This is a genomic window from Frankia sp. AgB1.9 (assembly GCF_016786355.1).
In the GTDB taxonomy this organism is placed as follows: domain Bacteria; phylum Actinomycetota; class Actinomycetes; order Frankiales; family Frankiaceae; genus Pseudofrankia.
Genome location: NZ_JADWYX010000117.1, coordinates 1 through 23,747 on the forward strand (window position 1 = coordinate 1; position 23,747 = coordinate 23,747).

The following is a 23,747-nucleotide window of genomic DNA, read 5'->3' on the forward strand; positions in this document are numbered from 1 at the left end:
CGGGCCGCGGGGCGCCGGCCCCCCGCCGCCCCCCCCCCCGGGGCGGGGCCGGCGGGGGCGCCGGTCGTTCCGGCCCGGCCGGGGCACGCCGATCCCGCGCCGGCCGAACCCGGCCTGACCGACCTGGCCTCCAGCTGGGAGGGACGGGTGCGGTCGGCCCGCTGGGGCGTCGGTGGCGCCCGGCCGCGCCCCTGGTCGGGTCCGGGCCGTGACGTGGGGCCAGACGCGGGCCCTGACCTGGGGCCAGGTCCGGGCCGGGACCTGGGGCCTGGTGCGGGCCGTGAGTAGCGGTGAGCCGATCGCGCAGCTCGCTGTCGACGGCCTGACCGTCGGCGCGCTGTACGCGGTGATCGCGCTCGGGTACACGCTTGTCTACGGGGTGCTGCAACTGATCAACTTTGCGCACAGCGAGGTGTTCATGCTGGGCGCGTTCGGCGGCCTGTTCGCGGCCCGAGCGTTCGTGCCCGGGGGAGCGGGCGGCGCCGGCGCCCCGCCCGGCGGCCTGGCCGCGGTCGGCCTCGTCGCCGTCGGCCTCGTCGCGGGCGGGCTCGCCGGAGCGCTCGCGGCGCTCGCGCTGGAGCGGGCGGCCTACCGGCCGCTGCGGCGGCGCGGCGCGCCCCGGCTGGCGTACCTGATCAGCGCGATCGGCGCGTCGATGTTCGCGTTCAACCTGGCCGGCAAGGAGTTCGGCCGCCAGAACGTGCCGGTGCCGCCGCTGTTCCGCGACGGGACGGTCTTCCGGGTCGGGGGAGCGTCGGTCTCGACCCTCACGCTGGTGATCGGCGCGACCGCGCTCGCGATGCTGCTTGTCGTCGACCGGCTGGTCCGCGCGACGCGGCTGGGCCAGTCGATCCGCGCGGTCGCCGAGGACGCCGAGACCGCCACGCTGCTCGGCGTCGACGTGGACCGGGTGATCGTGGCGACGTTCGTGCTCGGCGGCCTGCTGGCCGGCGCCGGCGGCTTCCTCTACGCGATGACCTTCAACGCCTCGTACACCATGGGCTTCGTCCCAGGGATCAAGGCGTTCACCGCCGCGGTGCTGGGCGGCATCGGCAACGTGCGCGGCGCCGTGCTGGGCGGCCTGCTCCTGGGCGTGGTCGAGAGCTTCGGCGGCTACCTGCTGGAGGCCTCCTACAAGGACGTCATCGCGTTCGTCGTCCTGGTCGGGGTGCTGCTGCTACGCCCGTCCGGCCTGCTCGGCGCCCGGCTCGGACGCCCCGCGTGACAACCACCGGCCCCGGCTCCGACGAGCCGCCCGAGACCGTCGACGGCGACCTCGGACTGCCGGACGTACGGGTTCTGGTCGAACGGCTGGGCTCCGCCGGGGCGCACCCGTCGGAACAGCCGCCGGCCTGGCCACCGTCCGAGGCCGGACCGTCCTCGGGCCGCGCGGCGGCGGCGCTGGCCGAGCCGGCGCGGGGCGGGCAGGCCCGGACGGGTGACGGCCGGTTCAGCGGGTGGCGCCGGCTCGGCGGATGCCTGGTTCTCGCCCTGATCGCGGCGCTGGCGACCGGGCCGTCCGGCGACGGCGACCGGCCGCTGGCCGGGGCCCGGGGCTCGCTGGCGGGTGCCCGCGGCGCGCTCTTCCTGTCCGCGGCCGTCCTGGCCTGGCTCGGGGTCACCTGGTCGCCCTGGCTGCGCGGGTGGCTCGCCGGCCCGCCGCGCCGGGCGGCCGACCGGGCCCGCGAGCGCGCCGCCGGGGTCCGGGACCGCGCGGGGCTGCGCCGCCGCCACCACCGCCGACGGGTGCGACGGCTGACCCGGGCGGTGCGTGAGCTGGCCGGCGCGACCCGTCACGGCGCGCGGCTGGCGCTGCCGCCGGCGGGCCGGCGCAGGCGCGCCCGGCTGGCTGGCCGGCCGGCCGCCGCGCCGCCCGAGCGGCAGTCCCTCGCCGACGCGCTGTCCCGACCGAGCAGGCAGGCCGCCGAGGCCAGGGCCTCCGAGGGGGCGGGGGAGACGCTCCTGGAAGGGGACCCACTCGCCAGCTCCCGCGAGCGCGCGGCGGCGCCCGAGGTGGCGCCGTGGCACCGGACCTGGGCGGCCAGGTCGAAATGGACGGTCCCGGCCCAGGCCGGCCGCGACCAGACCGGCGGGGCGCGGGCCCTCGCCAGCGAGCCCCGGGCCCCGGCGACGGCTGGCGGACGTCGGGCGCGGCGGCGCGGCCGGACGGCCGGGTACGCGTTGGCGCTGGCCGCGGCTGTGGCCGCCCCGCTGGTCGTGTCGACGGCCGCGCAGCAGTCGATGGTCAACGACATCGGGCTGTACGCGTTGCTCGCGCTGGGCCTCAACGTCGTCGTGGGCTACGCGGGCCTGCTGGACCTCGGCTACATCGCCTTCTTCGCGATCGGCGCCTACACGGCCGCCTACCTGTGCTCCGCGACGGCGATGCCGTGGCACGCCGTGGTGCGGATCAACCCGTTCCTCGCGATGCCGGTCGCGGTCGCCGTCGCGGCGCTCGCCGGGATCGCGCTGGGCGCGCCGACGCTGCGGCTGCGCGGCGACTACCTGGCGATCGTCACGCTGGGCTTCGGCGAGATCGTCCAGCTGCTCGCGAACAACGCCGACGGGATCACCGGTGGCGCCCGCGGCGTGTTCGGCGTGCCGCCGCTGTCCGTCCACGTCGGCGGTTTCCACTACGCGTGGGGCCTCGAACCCCTGCCGTACTACTACCTGCTGGTGGTCCTGGTCATTCTCGTGATGGCCGTGCTCGGCGTCTGGGAGCGGTCGCGGACCGGGCGGGCCTGGGCCGCGATCCGCCAGGACGAGATCGCCGCCGAGGCCACCGGGGTGCGGACCATGCGGATGAAGCTGCTGGCGTTCGCGATCGGCGCCTCGGTGTCCGGCTTCGCCGGGGTGGTGCTGGCGACGAAGCAGTTCTTCAACCCGCAGACCTTCAGCCTGCAGGCCTCCCTGCTGGTGCTCACGGTCGTCATCTTCGGCGGGATGGGCTCCCGGCTCGGCGTCGTCGTCGGCGCCGTCGTGCTGCAGGGCCTGGCGTTCTTCCTGCGCGACCGGGTGCCGGCGGCCGACCGCTTCATCTACTTCGGCGCCATCGTCATGATCATGATGGTGTTCCGGCCGCAGGGCCTGCTGCCGCCGCGCCCGCTCGGGGCCAGTCCGGTCCCACCGCCCAGGCCAGGCACCGCCGGGCACGGTTCGGCCCAGCGGCGAAACCCGGTTGGGGCCGGTCCGGACGACGAGGTTCCGACCGTTCCCCGGGAGGCCAGGGCATGACCGACTCCGAACCGCCCGTTCCCGGGCCCGCCGTCCCAGAGCCGCCCAGCGGGTCCGGGGGGTCGATCCCGGCGCCACGCGGCCGCGCGGCCCTGCCGCCGCCGGTCGTGCCAGCCCGGCCCGGTCCGCGGGTCGACTGGGCACCGGACGCGACGACGGTGCCGTCGCCCGGTTCGCAGGCCCCGTCCCGGCCGATTCTCGACGTCGCCGGCCTCACGCTCCGGTTCGGCGGGCTGACCAGCCTCGACGACGTCTCGCTGCGCCAGCCGCGCGGGACCGTGCTGGCCGTGATCGGTCCGAACGGCGCCGGCAAGACCTCCCTGTTCAACTGCCTCACCGGCACCTACAAGCCCCGCCGGGGCAGCGCCCACTTCTGGCCGACCCGGGTCCCGGGCGTCGGCTCCTGGGCGTCCCCGGCCGGCGCGGCACCGGCGGTGGAGGGCGAACCTCCCGGCGGCCCGCCGCCACCGGACGAGGCCGGCCCGGGACGGGACGCTGGCGCGCCGGACGTCGCGCGCAAGCCGGTCGAGCTGCTGGGCCGGTCCGCGCACCGGGTGGCCCGGCTGGGCATCGCCCGCACGTTCCAGAACATCCGGCTGTTCGGCGACCTGACGGCACTCGACAACGTGCGGGTCGGCGTCGAGGTGCGGGCGCGCGTCGGGGCCGGTCGGGCGCTGCTGCCGCTGCCGTTCGTGCGCCGGGAGGCCCGCGCGGTCGCGGAGGCCAGCTGGGAGCTGCTGGAGTTCGTCGGCCTGGCCGACCGGGCCGGGCAGCCGGCGGCGAGCCTGCCCTACGGTGCCCAGCGCCGGCTGGAGATCGCCCGGGCGCTCGGCACCAGGCCGTCCCTCCTGCTGCTGGACGAGCCGGCCGCCGGCGCCACCGCGGCCGAGCGGCGCGACCTGGTCGAGCTGATCGGCCAGATCCGGGCTCGCGGCGTCAGCATCCTGCTCATCGAGCACGACATCCGGCTGGTCGCCGCCGTCGCCGACACGGTCCTGGCGATGACCTTCGGCAAGGTGATCGCCACCGGCACCCCTGACGAGGTCCGCGCCAACCCGGCCGTCGTCGAGGCCTACCTCGGCACCGCGGTGACGGCGCCCTGACGGTTCCGTCGTGACCGGTTCGAGGGCCTGTCGGCAGCGAAGCGCAATGAGCTAGTGGAATGCCGGCGTTGCCGGAGAAGTCACAACAGTCGACGGACATGCGCGGGCCGTGTTGACCTGGTTACTCAACGCTCTTACCGTCTCTTCCGGTGGTGGACCCGGGGGTCGGCCGAGTAGAAAACGTCCGGGCGCGGGGAAGGTCCGGACGGCACCAAAGACCGTCCCCGGGTGTCACCGCTGGCGCGACGACGCGGCGCGCCAGGCCAGGCCAGCCGGTCCCGGCCTTACCCACGGATGGGCTGAGTCGGGCCCGGCCGAGGGCTCCCGCCGGCCGTGGGGCTGGCTCAGCCGCGGCCGGGGATCGTGCCACCGGCGGGCGGCTGGTCGCGCAGCAGGCAGGTCAGGCGGCTGGTGCAGACCGGGCGGCCCTGCTCGTCGGTGATGTGGATGTCGAACATCGCGGCCGAGCGGCCGGCGTGGATCCGGGTCGCCACGGCCGTGACGGTGCCCGAGGTCAGCGCCCGATGGTGGGTGGCGTTGATGTCCAGGCCGACGGCCGCCCGGCCCGGGCCGGCGTTGAGCATCGCTGCGATCGAGCCGACGGTCTCGGCGAGCGCCACGGAGGCGCCGCCGTGCAGCAGCCCGTAGGGCTGTCGGTTGCCCTCGACCGGCATCTGGCCGACCACCCGTTCCGGCGTGGCCTCGAGCAGCTCGATGCCCAGCTTCTGAGGGAGCTCCCCCCGGTAGGTGTTCAGCTGCGCGAGCAGGTCGGTGGGCTCGCTCGGCCCGGCGGCGTCCGCCGGATCGGTCTCCACAGTCATCGTCCGAGCCTAGGTCGCGGTGGCGCCAACTCGTCGTTCGACGGGACCACGGTGTCCTCGGCCAGGGGATCAGCCACTGTCCGGGATTGTCGGTAGGGGCGCCTAGACTTCGCTGGGTGTCCGGTTCGACGAGCAGCCCAGACCTGGCCGACGCGACCCTGGTCGCCGACGCCCCGACCCCGGCGGAGCCAGCCACCGAGGCGCCAGCGGCGGCGGCCACCGAGGCGCCGGCCAAGGCCCCCGCGCGGCGGGCCACGCGGACGCCGGGCTCACGCGCCGCGGCCAGGCCCGCGGCGCGCACGACGGCCTCGGCCGCCAGGCCGGCGCCGACCCCAGGGGTGCCGCGCCTGCTGCTGCTCGACGGGAACTCGCTGGCCTACCGGGCCTTCTTCGCGCTTCCGGTGGAGAACTTCTCGACCACGACGGGGCAGCCGACGAACGCGGTCTACGGCTTCACCTCGATGCTGATCAACGCGTTGCGCGACGAGCAGCCGACCCACGTCGCGGTCGCCTGGGATCTGCCCGCGCCGACCTTCCGGCACGCGCAGTACGCCGAGTACAAGGCGGGCCGGGCCGAGACCCCGAGCGACTTCGTCGGCCAGATCAGCCTGATCCACCAGGTCTGCGACGCGCTGGCGGTGCCGAGCCTCTCGGCCGCCAGCTACGAGGCGGACGACATCATCGCGACGCTGGCGACCCAGGGCGAGGCCGCCGGCATGGACGTCCTCATCGTCACCGGGGACCGCGACGCCCTCCAGCTCGTCACGGGCCAGATCACCGTCCTGATGACGCGCAAGGGCATCAGCGACATGGTCCGGTACACCCCGGAGGAGGTCGAGGCCAAGTACGGCCTGACCCCGGCGCAGTACCCGGACTTCGCGGCGCTGCGCGGTGACCCGTCCGACAACCTGCCGTCGGTCCCCGGAGTCGGCGAGAAGACCGCCACCAAGTGGATCCAGCAGTTCGGTAGCCTGGCCGACCTGGTCGACCGGGCCGACGAGGTCAGCGGCAAGGCCGGCCAGTCGCTGCGGGACCACCTCGGCAACGTGATCCGCAACCGGAGCCTCACCGAGCTCGCCCGCGACGTCCCGCTCGACCGGGACCCCGCCGACCTGCGCCTGGTGCCCTGGGATCGGGAGGCCGTGCACACCCTGTTCGACACGCTGCAGTTCCGGGTGCTGCGCGAGCGGCTCTACCAGGCGCTCGCGGTCGTCGAGCCTGCCGCCGGCGACGGTGGCTTCGCCGTCGAGTTCGACGTGCTCGCGCCCGGCGACGTCACCGAGTGGCTCGCCGAGCACACCACGGGCGGCTCCCGCACCGGCCTGCACCTGCGCGGCGGCTGGGGCCGGGGCACCGGGACCATCGCCGGCATCGCCCTGGCCCCGCCCGAGGGCAAAGCGGCCTGGATCGACCCGACCCAGGTCACACCGGCCGACGAGCAGGCGCTCGCCGGTTGGCTCGCCGACCCGTCGAAGCCCAAGGCGGCCCACGACGTCAAGGGCCCGATGCTCGCGCTGGCCGAGCTGGGCTTCACCCTGGCCGGCGTCACGAGCGACACCGCGCTGGCGGCCTACCTGGCGCTGCCGGGCCAGCGCTCGTTCGACCTGGGTGACCTGGTGCTGCGCTACCTGCACCGGGAGCTCAAGGCCGACGAGGCGCCGTCCGACGGCCAGCTGACCCTCGACGTCGAGGTCGAGGGCGTCGAGGAGTCGGCCGAGGCCGAGGTCGACGTGGTCCGGGCCCGGGCCGTCGGGGAGCTGGCCGACGCGCTCGACGGTGACCTGGAGCGCCGCTCGGCCGCCACGCTGCTGCGTGACATCGAGCTGCCGCTGCTGACCGTGCTCGCCGGCATGGAGCGGGCCGGTATCGCCGCCGACGCCGAGTACCTGGCCGACCTGCAGTCCCAGTACGGCACCGAGGTCACCAAGGTCGTCGAGGCGGCCCACGAGATCGTCGGCCGGCCGTTCAACCTCGGCTCGCCCAAGCAGCTCCAGCAGATCCTGTTCGAGGAGCTGGGCCTGCCCAAGACCAAGAAGATCAAGACCGGCTACACCACCGACGCGGACGCGCTCGCCTGGCTGGCCACCCAGTCCGAGCACCCGCTCATCCCGACGCTGCTGCGCCACCGCGACGTGGCCCGGCTCAAGACGGTCGTCGAGTCGCTGCTGCCGATGATCGACGACGCGGGCCGGATCCACACGACCTTCAACCAGATGATCGCGGCCACCGGCCGGCTCAGCTCGACCGACCCGAATTTGCAGAACATCCCGATCCGGACCGCCGAGGGCCGCCAGATCCGCCGGGCCTTCGTGGTCGGCCCCGGCTACGAGACGCTGCTGACGGCGGACTACTCGCAGATCGAGATGCGGATCATGGCGCACCTCTCCGGTGACGCCGGCCTGATCGAGGCGTTCGCCTCCGGCGAGGACCTGCACACCTTCGTCGCGGCCCAGGCGTTCAACCTGCCGGTCGCCGAGGTCGACCCGGAGCTGCGCCGCCGGATCAAGGCGATGTCGTACGGCCTGGCCTACGGGCTGTCCGCCTACGGCCTGGCCACCCAGCTCGGCATCCACCCGGACGAGGCCCGGGACCAGATGGAGGCCTATTTCGCCCGGTTCGGCGGGGTACGCGACTTCCTGCGCGGCGTGGTCGACCAGGCCCGCAAGGACGGCTACACCGAGACCATTCTCGGTCGCCGCCGCTACCTTCCCGACCTGACCAGCGACAACTCCCAGCGTCGCCAGATGGCGGAGCGCATGGCCCTCAACGCGCCGATCCAGGGCTCGGCCGCGGACATTATCAAGATCGCGATGCTGGGTGTCGACCGCGGCCTGCGTGACACCGGGCTGCGGTCCCGCCTGCTCCTGCAGGTCCACGACGAACTCGTCCTGGAGATCGCCCCGGGCGAGCGCGAGCAGGCCGAGACCCTGGTCCGCGCCGAGATGGCGAACGCGTACACCATGTCCGTCCCGCTGGAGGTCTCGGTCGGCTCCGGCCACACCTGGGACGACGCCGCCCACTAGGACGCCGCCCGCGGATCCTGGTCGACGCGGGCCGCCCGCGTGGCCGCGGATCCGCCCCGAAGCGGCCGAGCCGCGCCCCGCGGTCTTCTTTCCGTAGCAGCGGGGTGGCGGAAACGGGCCCGGTTGTCCGGTTGATTCCGTATCTTGCGGAAGCGGGCCGGCCAGCTCCTCTCCCTCGGACGCGGAGCGTGAGTGGGTGGATTCGAGGAGTGGACAGATATTCGGCGCGGGCGCAGGGTGGGTGGTCGGGGCGGGTTACCCTGCGGTCCGCGCGGGAGATGGTGTGACTGGCTGGGTACGGGCTGTGTAGTTGGAGTGAGACGGTGCGGTTCGGCACCGCGCCCCATGAAGGACGGGTTGCCCTGGCCGGCGGCACGTCGCACGGCGCGCAGGGATGCTCCCCGACGCCACGGCGGCGTCCCGCTCTCGCGTGTCCGGGCACGGGGAGGGCTGGCGATGCGAGCGATGCGCGCGGCGGTCCGGCGGAGCGGCTATCTCCTTGCGCTCCCGCTGGTCGGCACGCTGTTCCTCATCGTCATGCTCGTGGCGCCGTCCGAGGTCCAGATGCTCCCCGCGACCTTCGCGGCCCTGGTGGTCTCGGCCGCCACGCTGGCCTACCTGCTGCTCGACCGGCGCCACGACGTGCGTCGGCAGGCGCTCGTCGTGTCGCTGACGATGACGGCGGCCATGACGACCGCGATCCTTGGGGGCGACGGCTCCCGCGCGCCGCTGGCCTTCCTGCTCTGGTTCCCGTGGGCCGGCAGCTACGCCGGCCTGGTCTCCTCCCGGCGCGGCCCGGCGGTCGCCGTGACCGGCGCGATCTGCGCCGCCCTCACCGTCGCCATGGGCGTCCGCGGCGGCCTGACCGCCATCCCGCTGACCTACGTCTCCTGCCTCCTGAGCACGATCGGCGCCGCGGCTTTCGCCTCCGGCTTCCTCGGCTGGGGCCGCGGCCAGGCCTTCAACGACCCGCTGACCGGGCTGACGAACCGCGCCGGCATGATGCACGCCTCCGAGCCGGCCATCGCCGAGATGCTGCTCGCCGGCCGCTCGGCGATCCTGATGGTGCTCGACGTGAACCGCTTCCGCGAGATCAACACCGCGCTCGGCCACCAGGCCGGCGACGAGGCGCTGCGGGAGTTCGCCAACCTGCTGCGCCGGGTCAGCCCGACACCGCTGTTCGTCGGCCGGCTCGGCGGCGACGAGTTCGTCCTGATCCTGCCCGGCGAGGTGCTGACCACCGAGGACGACGACGAGCGCCGCGACCGGCTCGGGCGCCTCGGCCGCGAGGTGCTCGACCAGCTTGACGGCCTGGTCCGCATCCGTGGCATCGACGTCGAGCTCGAGTCGACCGCGGGCATGGCGGCCGCGCCGCGCAACGGCGAACGGCTCGCCGCGCTGCTGCCGTGCGCCGACGCCGCGCTCGCGAACGCCAAACGGGACGGTGCCCGGGTCGGGGTGTGGACCAGCGGGATGGCCGGGACGGTCGGCGTGCGCTCCTGGGAGCTGGCGCTGCACGCCCAGCTGCGCCGGGCGATCGCCAACCGCGAACTGGTCCTGTACTACCAGCCGCTGCAGGACGCGGCGACCGGCCGGGTCTCCGGCGTCGAGGCGTTGGTCCGCTGGTGCCACCCGGAGCGCGGACTGCTGCCACCGGGCTCGTTCCTGCCGATGGCCGAACGCTCCACCCTGATCATCGACCTGACCTGGTGGGAGCTGGACGAGGTGCTCGGCCAGTGCGCCGCCTGGGTGCGCGAGGGCCTGCACATCCCGGTCTCGGCCAACCTGTCCGCCCGCATGCTGGTCATCGACGACCTGCCCCGGCTGATCACCCGCCGGCTCGAGGCCCACGACCTGTCGCCGGACATGCTGACCCTGGAGATCACCGAAAGCGCGCTCATCTCCCAGCCCGCCAGGGCCGCGACCATGCTCGGCGAGCTGCGGACCGCCGGGGTGAAGCTCGCGCTCGACGACTTCGGCACCGGCTACAGCTCGATGGAGATCCTCAAGGCGCTCCCGTTCGACGAGATGAAGATCGACAAGGGCTTCGTCGCGGACGCCCGCGGCAGTCTGCCGGACGTCGCGATCGTCCGCTCGGTCATCGACCTCGGCCACCGGCTCGGCCTGCGCGTCGTCGGAGAGGGTGTCGAGGACGAGGAGTCCGCCCGGATGCTCATCGAGCTGGGCGTCGACCTGCTGCAGGGCGACGCCCTCTCGCCGCCGCTGCCGGCCGCCGAGCTCGCGGCGCTGCTGCGGGGTGGCTACCGGCCTGTCGCGGCCTCGGGCGAGGACGCCGAGGCGCCGGCCGGGGTGACCGTGCCCGCGGCCGAGGCTACGCCGACGGTGGCGATGCCGGAGACAACGATGTCGGAGACGCAGCGCCCGACGGTCGAGGAGGAGAACGAAAGCCCCGCCGTCGCGGTGCGGAAGGCGGCCCGGCTCGTGGTGCCCGACGAGACCACCGAGCTGTGGGTCAAGACGGGCATGACCGCGCCCAACCCGCCGGACGAGGCCGAACGCCTCGCGGCGCTGCGCCGCTACCGCATCCTCGACACGCAGCCGGAGCCCGAGTTCGACGCGTTGGCGGCGCTCGCCGCGCAGGTCACCGACTGCCGGTACGGCTACCTGGTCTTCATCGACGCCAACCGGGAGTGGTTCAAGGCCGTCCACGGCGTGGAGCTGACCGATCTCGGCGCCCGGGTCGGCCCCGGCTCGTACATCGTGGCCTCCGGTGAGTTCCTCGAGATCACCGACACCACCCGTGACCTGCGCTATGCCCACCTCGCCCGGATCGAGCCGGCGCATGTGATCTTCGTGGCCGGCGCGCCGCTGCGGACCTCGGAGGGCCGGGTCCTGGGCGCGCTGAGCGTCTCCGACCGGGTGCCCCGCCGCCTCACCAGCGCCCAGCGCGTCGCCCTCCAGGAACTCGCCGCGCACACCATGCGGCTGCTCGACGCCCGGCTGGAACGGCTGTTGCTCAAGGAGGTCGAGGCCGGTCTGGACCGGCTGGAGCGGTACTGGGACCGCCACGACCTGGCGGCAGCGGCCAGCGTGTTCGCGGCCACGGTCCGATCGCTCTGTGGCGCGGACACGGCGGCCGTCATGCTGCCCGACCTTCCTGGCTCGTCCGTCTTCCGGATCACCGGACTGTCCGTCGCCGAGGGCGCCCGGCCGGTCTCCGCGGTCGGGATGCGCACCACGCTGGAGGCCGAGGAGGTCGTGCGCCAGGTGGCGGGATCACGCCGGCCGGTGTTCGTCCCGGACGCCCAGGCGAGCACCGTGCTCTCGTCGTCGATGGCACGCAAGATGGAGGTCGCGTCCGCGTTGATGGTGCCGCTGCTGGGCGAGGGCGGCGCGCAGGGCCTGGTCGCGGTTCGGTGGGTCCGGCCGATGCGCAGCCTCGACCCGGCCGTGCTTCGCGCGGTCACGCTGTTCACCAGACAGGGCCGGCACACCCTCGAACGGCTGCTCACCGCCGCAGGCAAGGCCGCCGGCCCAGCTCCTCACACCGGCCCCGCCTCTCCCGACAGCCCCACCTCGCCCAACGGCCATGGCTGGCCACGTGGCTCGGGCCGCGGCAGCGCCGCCGTGCTCGGCGACCGCGCCGACGCGGCCAGCGCCTCGGGCCCGTCCGCCCGGCCGTGCTCGGCCGGCACGGACGACACCCGGTCCCGGGGCGACCTCGGCTCGACGCCGGGCGACGGCCGCGTCGGCGGCGACCACGATGGCCGGCCCGCCCGCCGACCCCGCCCAGCCGACACGACGCACCGGGCCCGCTGATCTCCCATCCGCCCCGGGCTGGGTGCCCTGGGCGGGCGCCAGGTGGGCGCGGCCGAGTGGCCGCGCCGGCCTAGCCGGTCGGTCCGGGGTCCGCGCCGTCTGTCGGCGGTGGCTGCGGCGTGGCAGCCGCTGTCGGTCCGGCCTCCGCCGCCGCGTCGGGCTCGCCGGGAAGTGCCGTCGGTCCGGTGCCCGCGACGACGTCCACGTCGCCCGGCCCGCCACCTGTCGCCGCGGCCAGCCGCCGCCTGGCGGCGCGGCCCTGCAGCACCGTCAGCGCGCCGTCAGCCCCGAGGAACAGCACCGCGAGCCACGACAGGGTCGCGACCTTGGAGAACTGCGACACCCAGTCGCCGTTCACGGGCAGGTGGTAGCGGGCCTGCACCTGGAGCACATAGGCGACGCTGACCAGCAGCGCCCCGACCGCGCCGGCCCGCAGCAGCACCCGACCGCGTGGGGCCAGTGCCGCGACCAGCGTGACCGCCGCGGTGACCGCCCCCGCCACCGGGTTCACGATCAACGTCCCGACCGCCAGGAGCCCGAGGACCAGCAGCCCGACCTGCGGGAGGCCGATCCGCTGGGTGGCCGCGAACGGCGAGTCCAGCCTGGGCAGGTCGGCCGGCGTGCGCGGCCAGCCGGCCCGCCGCCGCCGCCGGCCCGTCACCCCGAGCAGGGCCAGGCACAGCACCGCCGAGACGACGGAGACGGTCAGCGACGCGTAGACGACCCGCTGCGGCGTCCAGGTCAGCTGGACCTTGAAGCTGTCCGACGTCGGGTTCACCCGCCAGCCGTTCGCGTAGCCGTCGATCAGCTGGGGCGCTGCCAGGTCGGTGTTGTCGTCGATCTTGCCGTGCCAACCGGCGGACAGGCTCTGCCCGAGCACCAGCCAGAACGGCTGGCCGGGCTTGGCCCCGGTGACGCTCAGCACGAACGTCGTCGCGCTGGCGACGTCGACGTGGACCTTCGGCGTGGCCGCCGTGCCCGTGGCCGCCGCCGTCGCTGAGGCGCTGGCCGGCCGGGTCGCGAGGTCGGTCTGCCGCTGGGCCTGGGAGGTGTCCAGCGCGTTGAACGAGGTCGCGTCCGGCCAGGTGGTCCCGCCGACGTCGGAGGCGAGCACCAGCCGGTCCAGGTCGAACCCGGTGTCCGCCCCGTTCGCGGTCCGCAGCACGTGGTCACCGGCGCCGAGGCGGACCGGGGTGCCGCAGGTGACGACGTCGAGGCCGAGCCGGTCGGCCGCGTCCTTCGACGTGCCGACGACCCGCAGGCCGACGGGCTGGCCGTCGACGGTCAGCAGGTCGGTGTGGCAGCTGTTCGAGTCCAGGCCATGCGGCGCAGCCATTCCCGCGGTGGTGCCGGTCCCGAGCACGCCGGGCAGGTCGACCTCCGCGATCCCGACCGGCATGATCGAGACGCCCTCGGAGATCGTGTCCTTGGTGGTCACCTGCCGGACGCCGTCGACGACGAACCGCACGGTCCGGCCGGTGGCCGCCGGCAGCGGCAGGGTCACCGTGCTGGTGGCGCCGTGCTTCGCGGTGTCGGCCAGCGGCGGCACGGTCACCTCGCCGACCTTCTGGCCGTCGACGATGACACCCAGCTGGGTCGGCACCGAGTGCTGCCCGTCGGTCACGAACGTGAACTGGCCGGTGGACAGCTCGACGGGTGCCTGGCCCTGCTGGGTGGTCAGCTGGATCCAGCCGCCCTGCTGCTGGCCGAAGCCCGGCTGCCAGGCGGTGTTCGGGTCGCCGTCGAAGGCGGCCGAGGCGCGGGAGCCCAGGTCACCGGGCAGCCGGCCCGACGAGAGGATCACCGGCGCCTGTGCCGGCCGGCCGAGCAGCGTGTCGACCGTGGTGTCCGGGAGGTACGAGGAGATCCGGGCCGTGCCGGTCAGGCTGAACGTCCGGGCCGTCGGCAGGGTGAACACCCGGTCGATCGTCGACTCGGTGTCCTCCTTGAACGGCTCGGCCGGGTTGGCCCGGTCCCGGGTCATCGTCAGCACCAGCTGGTGGTCCAGCGAGCCGGCGCCGGCGGTGGAGAGCAGGTCGGTCGGCATCCGCAGCAGGTCCTGCGCGACTGCCGGCTGGCCATTCGCCATGGGGATCTTCACGTCGGCCAGGCCGACGGCGGACAGGCCGTTGTAGTTCGGGAGCCGGCCGTAGTTCGTCGCGTCGATCCGGATCGTCAGGGTGGTGAACTTCTGGGACGGGAAGGTCACGACCTGGCCCGCCGACGTCCTGGAGACGTCGCCGAGGTCCACGGTCACCGGCGAGCCGCCGTCGAACGTCAGCGTCGCCTTGGTGATCCACCGGTTGCGCGGCCCCGTCAGCGGCTGGGTGAGCGTGACGTGGTCGGTGGTCGTGGGCGCGGCGAGCGTCGTCTGCCAGCGCTCGCCGGCCGGGTCGGTGAACGCGCCGACCCGCCAGGCCGTCGTCAGGTCGCCATCGATGCCGTGCACCGGCCGGTCGGCCGGACCGTAGGCGAACGTGTTGCCGTAGCTGGACGCGGTGACCGAGGCGACCTGGGGCGTCTGGCCGGGGGCGGTCAGCACCTCGACGGTCTGGTCGGCGGTGGTCTGGTCCGGGAACAGCGGCAGCCGGTTGTCGTTCGGGTCCTTCTTCAGCGGGCCGATGCCCGGCTGCTCGACGTAGCCGAAGTTCTCCCGGATGCCGGTCCAGCGCTCGGCGCGCAGCTGGTCGGAGTCGCTGACGAGCAGTTCGGCGCCGTCGTCCAGCGCCTGCTTGAGCCCGGCCGGGTCGTTGGCGAGCGCCGCCGTGTAAAGGACGGCCCGGTTGTTGTCGACCACCGGGTCGAGCAGCCCGGTCGCGGCCGCGTCGACCAGCGCCTCGCCGTTGCCGCTGACGAGCAGCGGGCCCTGCGTGGTCGCGGTGCGCACGATCGGGGTCGGGTCGGTGACCGGGAAGTCCGCCAGCTGCGGCGGCTCCGCCACCGTGGGGTCGGTCCCGAGCGTGATCTCGTCGACGTACGGGATCTTCGTGTCCTCGGACACCGGCGGCCCGTAGGTCGTCGGCTTGCCCAGGCCGTTCGGGACCGGCGAGGTGAACAGCTGCCAGTCGGCGCGCGGCCGTGGCCCGCGGAACTCCTCGTACGCGTTGTTGTTGCGCAGCACGACGTCGCCGACGCCCATCAGCTTGGCGATGTCGTTGATGGACGCCGTCTCGAAGACGCCCTCCTGCAGACGGCGGTCCAGCGAGCGGATCAGGTCGACGCTGCCGGCCTCGCCGTAGGGGATCAGCTCGCGCTGGACGGTCGGGCGGTCGGTCAGCCCGGTGGTGACCGTGTCGAGCGTGGTGCCCCAGCGGTAGTGGGCGAAGTCGGCGCCGGGCAGCTCCAGGACGCGGGTGTCGTTCCCCTTCGCCCCGAGCGCGTTCGCGAGCGCGACCTCGTAGTCCGGGACGTTCTCCGGCCTGGTGAGGCTCTGCTCCATGAGCTGGCCGCGGAACAGCGGCGCCAGGTCGATCGCCAGCAGCGCGAGCACGACCAGGGTGACGGCCGTCGGCAGCAGAGCACCCGGCCGGGGCTTGAAGGCCAGCTGGCGCCGGCGCTGGCCGCCGCTGTGGCGCCCGCCGATCCGGCCAGGAGCCACCGTCTGGCCACGGGCGGCCGCGGCGTCGGCGTCGGCGGCCCGGGCCACCCGTCGCTCGGTCCAGGCGCCGAGCGCGCCCGCGAGCATGACGGCCAGGCCGAGCACGACCAGCGGCGCCGCGCGGGGCAGCGACCGCAGCGCGAGGCCGGCCGTCGAGTCCTCGGCGAAGGTCTTGAACAGGTAGCCGAGTGGCGACGGATGGGTGTACGGGTACACGCCGACGGAGACCGTGGTGCCCAGCACGACGAGAGCGACGAAGTACGCCCGCTGGCCCCATTTGATCACCGTCGCGGCGAACAGGCCCATCAGCGGCACCAGGAAGCTGACGACCAGCAGCCACAGCGACTGGGTGTAGCTCACGGCGGGGCTGATCCAGGGGCCGAGCGCGTCCTGGCCGTAGAAGAACCAGTTCCCCAGCCCGCGCAGCACCTCGGAGGCCTGCGAGCTGCTGGCCACCGTCTGGACCGTCTCGGTGAACGCCAGCACGTTCAGGCCGTAGCCGGCCTGGGTGTAGAGACCGGAGATCCACCAGAGGTTGACGACGAAGGTGAGGATCACCGCCCGGGTGATCATCCCCATCGCGGCGCGCAGCGTGGCCTCGCGGGTGCCCCAGATCGCGAACGGCACCCACAGCACCGGCGCCAGCATGATCAGGATGAGGCTGGACGCGTTGATGCTGCCGACCGCGGTGACGACCAGCGCGAAGGCGGCGGGCCAGCGCCAGGCCTCCGCGCCGCGCCAGCTGCCCTTGCCCTGCTCGGCCTCGCGCAGGCCACGCACGGTGATGCCGATGAACCAGCCGAGGCCGGCGTAGGGCAGCAGGATCGCCGAGATCCGCGCCTCGTACTCCAGCGAGTACGGCGTGAGCATGTAGCCGAACGCGGCGACGATCGAGTAGCGGTCTCGCCAGCCGAACGAGCGCAGCAGGAACAGCACCCCCACGCCCGCGGCGAACAGGATGCTGCCGGTCCACAGCCGCTGCGCGACCCACATCGGGAAGCCGAGCTCGTGCAGCACGAAGTACCAGAGGCCCTGCGGGAACAGGTAGCCGATGTTCTGGTGGGTGACCGTGCCCATGCCGACGTCGGGGTCCCACATCGACACCGCCCGGCTCAGCAGCCGGGCCGGGTCGAGGTAGAGGTAGGCCTTGGTGTCGGCGCCGATCTCGCCGGGCGAGGTGCGCAGCAGCGGCAGGTAGGCGACCGCGGCGAGCACCAGCGCGGCCCAGCTCGGCCGCCACAGCCGCCACCGGCGCCGCTGCGCCCCGCCGTCCACTACGCCGTTGCCCGGCGCGTCCTCGGTGGGATCGTCGGCCGGCAGGGTCGCGGTGCTCGAGCCGTTGGGCCCGGTCGGGCCGTGGGTCGTCAAGGTCACCGCAGCGGCCCGTGCAGCCGGTCCAGGCCACCGGGGCGCGGCGAGCGACGGCGGTGCTTCGCCGCCTCCTGGGCCAGCGCCGCGAACGTCCGCCGGGCGGTGTTCGCCCAGGTGAACGTGGCGGCGTGGGCGAGCGCGCCGGCGGTGAGCCGGTCGCGCAGGCCCTTGTCGCCGATGACCCGGCCGAGCGCGTCGGCCAGCTCGTTCGGCTCGACGAGCAGCCCGGACACCCCGTCGGCGACGGCGTCGGTGTGCCCGGCGATGTTCGACACGACCGACGGCGTGCCGCAGGCGGCCGCCTCGGTGATCGTCATGCCCCAGCCCTCGCGGGCGGACGCGCTGGTCAGCACCCAGGCCTGGCGGTAGTAGGCCAGTAGACCCTCGTCGTCGACCCGGCCCGGCAGCTTCAGCCACTCGGTCGCGCCGGCGGCCCTGATCCTCGCCTCCAGCGCCGGGCGCTCGTAGCCCTCGCCGACGATCACGGCTTCCAGCGTCGGGTGCTGCTGGCGCAGCCGGATCAGGGCGTCGACGAGCACGTCGAACCGCTTCACCGGGACGAGCCGGCCGACGGCCAGCACCATCGGGTGCGGCGAGCGCTCACCCAGCGGGGCGTAGTGCTCGTCGATGCCCGGCGGGATCACCGAGATGTTCGCCGGTGGCAGCCGCAGCATCTCGATGATCTCGCGGCGCGACGACTCCGACAGGGTCAGCACCCTGGTCCGCCGGTAGAACTGCGGGGCGATCGTGCCTTCCAGCGCCTCGCCGATCTGGGACAGCGGCGGCTTGAGCACCATCCGCCACATCTCGCCGTGCACGTGGTGCAGGAAGACGACCCGCGGGCAGGGCGCCCAGACCGGCGAGAAGAACGGCATGCCGTTCCAGATCTCGACCAGGCCGTCCCACGGCCCGCCGTGGCCGAGCGCGCCCGACATCGCGGAGCGGGGGAACACGGCGTACCGGCCGGCCTTGCGGACCACCGAGTAGCCGTTGCGGGTCGCCTGCGGCAGGTGGCCCGGGGCGTGCGCGGTGCGCAGGCTGACGTCGACCCCGGCCGCGGCCCAGGCGGCCGCGACCTTGTCAGCGTGCAGCTCCGAGCCGCCGGCCTCGGGGTCGTCCAGGTCCCGCCAGGCGAGCATGTGCACCCGGCGCAGGCCGGAGCGCTCGACCAGCTCCTCGAGCGTCGGTTCGCGCACCTCGATCCGCGCGGCGGAGGGCGTCTCGGCCAGGCCGATCGCGCCGCCGGCCCCGGCCGGGCGGCCCGTGCCCTGGACCTGCTGCGCGGCGTCGCCCGTTCCAGCGGATCCGGCCGGATCCGCTGCTCCCAGCTGGAAGGCCTGGCTCATGCGGCCACCTCCGTGACGGGCGCGCTCGCGGCCGCGGCGGCGGTCGTGCGGCGGGCCGCGCCGACGACGAGCAGCCCGGTGACCACTGCGAGCACGGCCTGGACCGCGAGGTCCATCCGCGCGGTGGCGACCGGAGATCCGCCGGCCAGGGTGATCAGCCCCGCGGCGGCCGTGGCCGTGATCCCGAGCGCGACCAGCACGGCGCGCGAGCCCAGGGCCAGCAGGTAGTGGGTGAACAGCACAGTTGCTCCGAGACAGGTCATCGCTCCGGCCAGCGGGAGGAGGGCGCCGGACGCGTCGGTGAATCGAGGCCCGAAGGCCAGGGACAGCAGTGTGGCGGGCGCGGCGGTCGCGACCGCCAGGAGCACGGCCGCGGGCGCCACGAGGATCGCGAGCGTCGCGCCGAGCTGGTGCAGGGCGTGCTCACCCAGGTGGCGCCGGTCCGCCGCCTCGGGCAACAGGAACCCGGCCAGCACGACGGCCCCGAACATCAGGACCTTGCTGGTGACGGAGACCGCGGCGTACTGGCCCGACTCGGCCGGCGCGAGCCGGCCCTGGATCAGCACGTCGATGTTCTGCAGCAGGGCCAGGAATCCCAGCGCGGCCAGCGCGGCCCCCAGCTCGACGGCCAGCCGCCGTTCCCGGGCCGCCACCGGGCCGAGCCCGGCCGCCGGGGCCGGGTCGGCGGTCAGAGTGGCTGGTGGGCACGAGGCGTCCGGCGCCAGCCGTCGCAGCGCGAGGCGGGCGTGGACGAGGGCGGCCACCACACCACACAGTACGGCGGTCGCCGCGCCGGCCTGGCCCAGCCCCGCGAGCACGAGGCCGACCGTCGCGGCCCCCTTGACCGCCGCGTCGACCAGCAGGTTCGAAGCCAGCTCCCGGTAGCGGCGGGTGGCCTGCAGCAGGCCCCGGTCGACGCACAGCAGGCACCAGGCCGCGCCGGCGGTGAGCGTCTGCGCGACCCCGCCGGGCCCGGGCAGCGAGAGCTCGTGGGCGAGCGGCCCCCGCACCGCGAGCGCGAGCAGAGCGACGACGACGACCGTCCGCAGCCCGGCCGAGCGCACCCGCGCCGCCCAGCCGACGACGAGGTCGGCCCGACCGGTCCTGGTCCAGGTCGTGACCCTGCGGACCACCCCGACGAGCAGCGCGCTGCCCGGCATGGAGACGACCATGAAAAGCGCGAAGAGCACGGCGGTGGCCCCGTACGAACGGGTGCTCATCGCCCGCGCGATGACGAGGGTGACGCCGAGGTTCGCGACGTTCGCCAGCATCCCGGCCAGTGCCAGCGGGGTCGCGCCGCGCAGCGCGCCGCGCAGCCGGGAGCTCGGCGGCACGTCGTCGGTGGCACCCTGTCGCCGTGGCATGCTGCTACTGTCACGCAGTGTGGTCGCGTGCGCCTCGGGGGCAGTCGCGGTGGCATTCCCAGTGGCATCCCCGGGGGCGTTCCCAGGGGCATCCCCGGTGAGAGCCGCGGCCGGGCGGGCTCGCGCGAGCGGCGCGCGGTAGGCCGAAGACGGGTCACGGGCCGACGGCGGAAGGCGGTCGGCCCGGCGCGCGGCTCGCCCGTCGGGCCGCAGCGGTGGACCGGTCACCGAACCGTCAGCGCCTGCCCCGCGGTCTCCCGCTCCACCGCGAGATCCGCGTCGACCATCATGTCGACCAGGTCCGTGAAGGTGACGGTGGGCTTCCAGCCCAGCTGGTCCCTCGCCTTCGACGGGTCGCCGACCAGCAGGTCGACCTCCGCCGGCCGGAAGAAGCGCGGGTCCTGCTTGACGTAGGGCGTCCAGTCGGCGATCCCGACCCGGGCGAAGGACGCGTCCAACAGCTCGCGGATCGAGTGCGTCTCGCCGGTGGCGACCACGTAGTCGTCGGGGGAGTCCTGCTGCAGCATCCGCCACATCGCCTCGACGTAGTCACCGGCGAAGCCCCAGTCCCGGCGGGACTCGAGGTTTCCCAAAGTGATCGAGTCCTGCAGGCCCAGCGCGATCCGGGCGACGCCCTTGGTCACCTTCCTGGTGACGAACTCGATTCCGCGCCGCGGCGACTCATGGTTGAACAGCATGCCGGAGCAGGCGAACATCCCGTACGACTCGCGGTAGTTGACCGTCAGGTAATGCCCGAAACACTTCGCGACGCCATAGGGCGAACGCGGGTGAAAGGGTGTGGTCTCGCGTTGCGGAGTCTCCCGGACCTTCCCGAACATCTCGGACGAAGAGGCCTGGTAGAACCGCATCCGGGAGACGTCGGCGCCGGCCGTGATCCGCAGCGCCTCGAGGATTCGCAACACACCCATCCCCGTCGTCTCGCCGGTCAGCTCAGCCTGTTTCCAGGAGAGTCCGACGAACGAGATGGCGCCGAGGTTGTACACCTCGTCGGGCTGGGAGATCTCCACCGCGCTGATCAGTGAGGACAGGTCGGTCAGGTCGCCCTCGAGGAGCTCGACACCGGGAATGATCCGCTCGACGGTGGCGACCTTCGGGTTCGACTGGCCTCGGACCAGGCCAAAGACCTCATAACCCTTCGTCGTCAGCAGCTCGCCCAGGTACAGGCCGTCCTGACCGGTGATCCCCGTGATGAGCGCGCGAGGCACGATCACTCTCCTGTCTGAGTCGGCATGCCGCCGGTCGTGAGATTAGCGCTCGGTAAAGCATGCAGGTCAGCCGGGGGATGTGGCTGTCACCACGGGAGTACGATCCGTGCGTGTCGGACCAACCAGCTTAACAATCGCCGGCAGCAACGCCTGGCCCACGATGCGTCCACCCGCGGCGGTAATGTGCACACCGTCGTCCCGGGTGAGGATCCCGTCGATGTGGTCCGTGAACTGGTTGCCCGGCGTGAGTACCGCGTTGAGATCCGCGATGCTCGCGATCCCTGGATGACGGCCGGCGGCCTCCCGCAACAGCTTGTTGAACTGCGCCACTCGTTCGGACTTGGTCTCCGGGAACTGCGTCCCGTCCGGTCCCTCGCGGGCCGCGACGGCCGGGGTGGTGAACAGGACCACCTTGGCGCCGCGCGCGGACAGCGTGGTGATCGCCAGATCGAGCTGGCCGGCCAGGTACGTGTCGAACTTCGGCTCGCCGACGTGCGTCCACACCCCGTTCAGCAGCTGGTCGGTGACCTCCCAGCGGCCGACGAGGAGCACCGCGACGTCCGGGTTGATCTGGTTGACCCGGGTGGTGAAGCGGGTCGGCCACTGGTCGCAGCCGGTCGTGGTCGGGCCGGCGATGCCGTTGAGCTTGCGGGTCGGCAGCCGGGCGACCCCGCAGCCGAGCATCGAAGCGTCGGCGACCTGCACGTTCATCGACGCGGCGACGGTGGTGAACTGGCTGCCGACCAGCGTCGTGGCCAGTGAGTCGCCGGCGACCAGCATCTTCAGCGGGGGCTCGTCGGTGGCGCCCGCCGTGCCTGTCGGGACCGTGCCGTTGCTGCCCTCGACCTGGGCCGCGAGCTTGTCCAGGTCGCCGGGGCTGCGGGCGGTGGACGCCGTCGTGCTGGTCGCCAGCACCGCGACGGCCACCACGGCCGTGACGATCGCCGGCACGGTCAGCCTGGGCTTGGGGAAGCGGATCTGGCGGCGCCGGATCGGGTTCTCGAGCAGGTAGAACGACAGCAGCGTGCAGGCCGCCGTCGCGCCCATCCGGGCGGCGAGCAGGCCGGGCCCGTGCAGGCCGGTCCGCGTCGCGGTGAGCACCTGCAGGATCGGCCAGTGCCACAGGTACAGGCCGTAGGAGATCTTGCCGATGTAGGTCAGCGGCCGGACCGAGAGCACCTTGGCGACCAGCGAGTTCGGGACCTCGACGATCGCCGCGACCAGCACGCCCACGATGACGGCGACGCCGAGGAAGCCGCCGGCGTACAGGCCACGCGCCTGCCCGTCGACCGTCCCCCACAGCGCGATCATGGCCAGCAGCGCCACCCCGCCGGCATGGCCGAGGACCTTCTTGCCTCGCGGGGTGAACCCTGCTTTGCGCTGCGCCCGCCAGACGGCGAGCGCCGCGCCGGTCAGCAGCGCCTGGACGCGTACCTCGGTGCCGTAGTAGATCTTCGAGGCGTCGACGCCGGCGAGCAGCAGGGCCAGGCCGATCAGCGAGCTCGCCTCGGCGCCCAGCACCGCCACCGACAGCGCGGCCGACTGGGCCTTGCGCCGTTGCTGCTTCCACTTGTCCGCGGTGCGGGCGCTGTGGCGCATCAGCAGGAAGACGATCAGCGGCCAGAGGACGTAGAACTGCTCCTCGACCGCGAGTGACCAGGTGTGCAGCAGTGGCGACGGTGCCGAGAAGTGGTCGAAGTAGCTCTGCCCGGACAGGGCGAACCGCCAGTTCGCCACGTAGAACAGCGTCGCGAGGATGTCCAGGCGGATCTTGGGGACGTCGCTCGGAGCCGCCAGCCAGCGGGCGTACGCCGCCACGGCGAGCACCAGCAGCAGCACCGCCGGCAGCAGCCGGCGGAACCGGCGAATCCAGAAGTCCTTCAGGTCGATACGCCGGGTCGCCCGGTACTCGGCCACCAGCAGCCCGGTGATCAGGAACCCCGACAGCACGAAGAACGTGTCGACGCCCAGGAGGCCGCCGCGTACCCAGGGAATGCCCGCGTGGTAGGCGATCACCGCGAGGACCGCGAGGGCCCGCAGCCCGTCGAGCCCGGGGGAGTGCACGATCGGCGCGAGGAACGTACCGGTGGTGTCCGCGTCTCCAGGCCCGATCGCGTAGCTGGCCGGGGGGGCAGCCTTCGGGTCGAGCAGAGCCAGGCCGCCGGTCCGGGCCTCCGCCGCGGACTCTCTGCGGGCTGGCGGAACGGCCGGGCGACCGGGCGGTAGCGCGGCGACCGGCCGCCGGGTGAACGTCGGGTCCGGCCGGCGGGCGATCACCTCGGACCGGTCGCTCGGCCCGGTACGCGAGCGGGGGCCCCGGGGCACCGGGGTCGTGGGCGGCGAGAACCCTTCGTCGTCCTCGGGCTCGTCCGACCAGCGCACCGGTCGCCGGTCGCCGTCGGGACGCCGGGCGGGTGGCCGGTCGTCGTCGCGGCGCCCGCTTCCCGGCCGGCCAACGGCGTCACGGCGCGGGTCGCGCCGGTCCTCGTCGTCCCAGCCTGGCGCCCGCCGGCCGGGACGGTCCTCGCGCGCGCGTTCCTCCTGCTGGTCGCGACCGGTCTGCTGGTCGCGACCGGTCTGCTGATCGCGACCGGTGCGGGCCGCCGGGCCGTACCCGGTGCGCGCACGATCGCCGGGGCCGCGGGCCGCCCGGCCGGGGCCGGTGCCGTCGGCGCGGTCGCGCAGGCCAGCCGAGCCACGCCGGTCGGGCCCGGACAGGTCGCCCTCGTCGCGGCCTGGCCCGGTCGCGCGGCCGGCGAACCGGTCCTCACCTTCGGCCTCGCCGTCGCGGCCGCCGGGGTGCCCGTCCACGGGGTCGCGCCGCTCGTCGCGGCCGTCCTCGGTCTCGTCGTCGAAGCGGCCGGGGCGGTTCGGGGCGGGC

General features: G+C 74.0%; 11 protein-coding genes. 5 read left to right on the forward strand and 6 right to left on the reverse strand.

Annotated features, from left to right (window positions below):
- Positions 1 to 280: 280 nt before the first annotated feature.
- The 3 genes from I6A60_RS32955 to I6A60_RS32965 are packed head-to-tail and all read left to right on the forward strand — an operon-like array spanning position 281 to position 4,337.
- Complete coding sequence (locus tag I6A60_RS32955) at positions 281 to 1,225, forward strand: branched-chain amino acid ABC transporter permease (RefSeq protein ID WP_203024655.1); 945 nt, start codon at positions 281 to 283, stop codon at positions 1,223 to 1,225.
- Positions 1,222 to 3,234: a branched-chain amino acid ABC transporter permease gene (locus I6A60_RS44260; protein WP_374113371.1), complete on the forward strand. Its 2,013-nt coding sequence runs from the start codon at positions 1,222 to 1,224 to the stop codon at positions 3,232 to 3,234. Before I6A60_RS32955 ends, I6A60_RS44260 begins: the two co-directional genes overlap by 4 nt.
- Positions 3,231 to 4,337 (forward strand): ATP-binding cassette domain-containing protein, encoded by a 1,107-nt coding sequence (locus I6A60_RS32965; RefSeq protein ID WP_307873980.1) that lies wholly within the window; start codon positions 3,231 to 3,233, stop codon positions 4,335 to 4,337. The genes I6A60_RS44260 and I6A60_RS32965 overlap by 4 nt, the downstream gene beginning before the upstream one ends.
- A 344-nt stretch (positions 4,338 to 4,681) precedes the next feature.
- Here I6A60_RS32965 and I6A60_RS32970 read toward each other — a convergent pair whose 3' ends face one another.
- Positions 4,682 to 5,158 carry a PaaI family thioesterase gene (locus I6A60_RS32970; RefSeq protein WP_203024652.1) on the reverse strand — a complete coding sequence of 159 codons (477 nt, stop codon included), beginning with the start codon at positions 5,156 to 5,158 and terminating at the stop codon, positions 4,682 to 4,684.
- A gap of 338 nt (positions 5,159 to 5,496) precedes the next feature.
- On the opposite strand from I6A60_RS32970, the gene polA reads away from it, so the two are divergent.
- Both polA and I6A60_RS32980 read left to right on the forward strand, forming a co-directional pair.
- Positions 5,497 to 8,181 carry a DNA polymerase I gene (gene polA / locus I6A60_RS32975; RefSeq protein WP_307873982.1) on the forward strand — a complete coding sequence of 895 codons (2,685 nt, stop codon included), beginning with the start codon at positions 5,497 to 5,499 and terminating at the stop codon, positions 8,179 to 8,181.
- Positions 8,182 to 8,637: 456 nt separating this feature from the next.
- Complete coding sequence (locus tag I6A60_RS32980; RefSeq protein ID WP_203024650.1) at positions 8,638 to 11,961, forward strand: EAL domain-containing protein; 3,324 nt, start codon at positions 8,638 to 8,640, stop codon at positions 11,959 to 11,961.
- Positions 11,962 to 12,031: 70 nt separating this feature from the next.
- Here I6A60_RS32980 and I6A60_RS32985 read toward each other — a convergent pair whose 3' ends face one another.
- From I6A60_RS32985 to I6A60_RS33005, 5 genes are all read right to left on the reverse strand, one after another.
- Entirely contained in the window at positions 12,032 to 16,933 is a 4,902-nt protein-coding gene (locus tag I6A60_RS32985) for an alpha-(1->3)-arabinofuranosyltransferase family protein (RefSeq protein WP_203024649.1), read from the reverse strand.
- Positions 16,930 to 18,276: a glycosyltransferase family 4 protein gene (locus I6A60_RS32990; protein ID WP_203024648.1), complete on the reverse strand. Its 1,347-nt coding sequence runs from the start codon at positions 18,274 to 18,276 to the stop codon at positions 16,930 to 16,932. The genes I6A60_RS32985 and I6A60_RS32990 overlap by 4 nt, the downstream gene beginning before the upstream one ends.
- Positions 18,273 to 19,640 (reverse strand): hypothetical protein, encoded by a 1,368-nt coding sequence (locus I6A60_RS32995; RefSeq protein ID WP_203024647.1) that lies wholly within the window; start codon positions 19,638 to 19,640, stop codon positions 18,273 to 18,275. The genes I6A60_RS32990 and I6A60_RS32995 overlap by 4 nt, the downstream gene beginning before the upstream one ends.
- A 224-nt stretch (positions 19,641 to 19,864) precedes the next feature.
- Entirely contained in the window at positions 19,865 to 20,866 is a 1,002-nt protein-coding gene (gene gmd / locus I6A60_RS33000) for a GDP-mannose 4,6-dehydratase (RefSeq protein ID WP_203024646.1), read from the reverse strand.
- 66 nt (positions 20,867 to 20,932) lie between these two features.
- Positions 20,933 to 23,677 (reverse strand): acyltransferase family protein, encoded by a 2,745-nt coding sequence (locus tag I6A60_RS33005; protein WP_203055780.1) that lies wholly within the window; start codon positions 23,675 to 23,677, stop codon positions 20,933 to 20,935.
- Positions 23,678 to 23,747 lie beyond the last annotated feature (70 nt).

Coding starts and splice junctions, on each gene's coding strand:
- I6A60_RS32970 (WP_203024652.1), bottom strand. CDS start 5,158: ATGACTGTGGAGACCGATCCGGCGGACGCCGCCGGGCCGAGCGAGCCC.
- I6A60_RS32980 (WP_203024650.1), top strand. CDS start 8,638: ATGCGAGCGATGCGCGCGGCGGTCCGGCGGAGCGGCTATCTCCTTGCG.
- I6A60_RS32965 (WP_307873980.1), top strand. CDS start 3,231: ATGACCGACTCCGAACCGCCCGTTCCCGGGCCCGCCGTCCCAGAGCCG.
- I6A60_RS32995 (WP_203024647.1), bottom strand. CDS start 19,640: ATGCCACGGCGACAGGGTGCCACCGACGACGTGCCGCCGAGCTCCCGG.
- I6A60_RS32990 (WP_203024648.1), bottom strand. CDS start 18,276: ATGAGCCAGGCCTTCCAGCTGGGAGCAGCGGATCCGGCCGGATCCGCT.